Genomic DNA, 412 nt, shown 5'->3' on the forward strand with positions numbered 1-412 from the left:
GAGCGGTGTTCCGTTTCCGGCTTTTCTTCTTTGATTTTAAGGCGGTGGGCTGGGTTGGTGGGAATAAGCTGCTCGTCCTCGCACCACGTCAAAAACGATGAGATGTTGGTCAGGTTGTTGTTCACGGTGCTGACGGCAACCGTGTTGTCCGGTTCAAGGGCGACCATTTCTTGGATGGTTTTGCCCTTAAATCGTTTGCTGTTCCGGAACCGGGGAAGCTGGAGCAGGGTATCCCGTACATGGCGCACGGCTTGGCGGTCCACTTCATTCATCGGAATGTCGCCGAGGACATCTGTCAGGCTGTTGAGCGTGGACATGATATCTTTGGCGCTGCCCTCGCTCCAGCGTTTGGCGGCGATCCTGTCCGCCTTGTACCGTTTCAGGGCTTCGGAAAGCAGGATTTGGGGCTTGG

Annotated in this window: 1 protein-coding gene; it reads right to left on the reverse strand. The window is 55.8% G+C overall.

Going from position 1 to position 412, the window contains the following annotated elements:
• The coding region (locus AB6M95_RS19715) for a site-specific integrase (protein WP_503366748.1) at positions 1 to 412 on the reverse strand (412 nt) is incomplete at both ends.

The organism is Pseudodesulfovibrio karagichevae (assembly GCF_041414475.1).
GTDB lineage: Bacteria > Desulfobacterota > Desulfovibrionia > Desulfovibrionales > Desulfovibrionaceae > Pseudodesulfovibrio > Pseudodesulfovibrio karagichevae.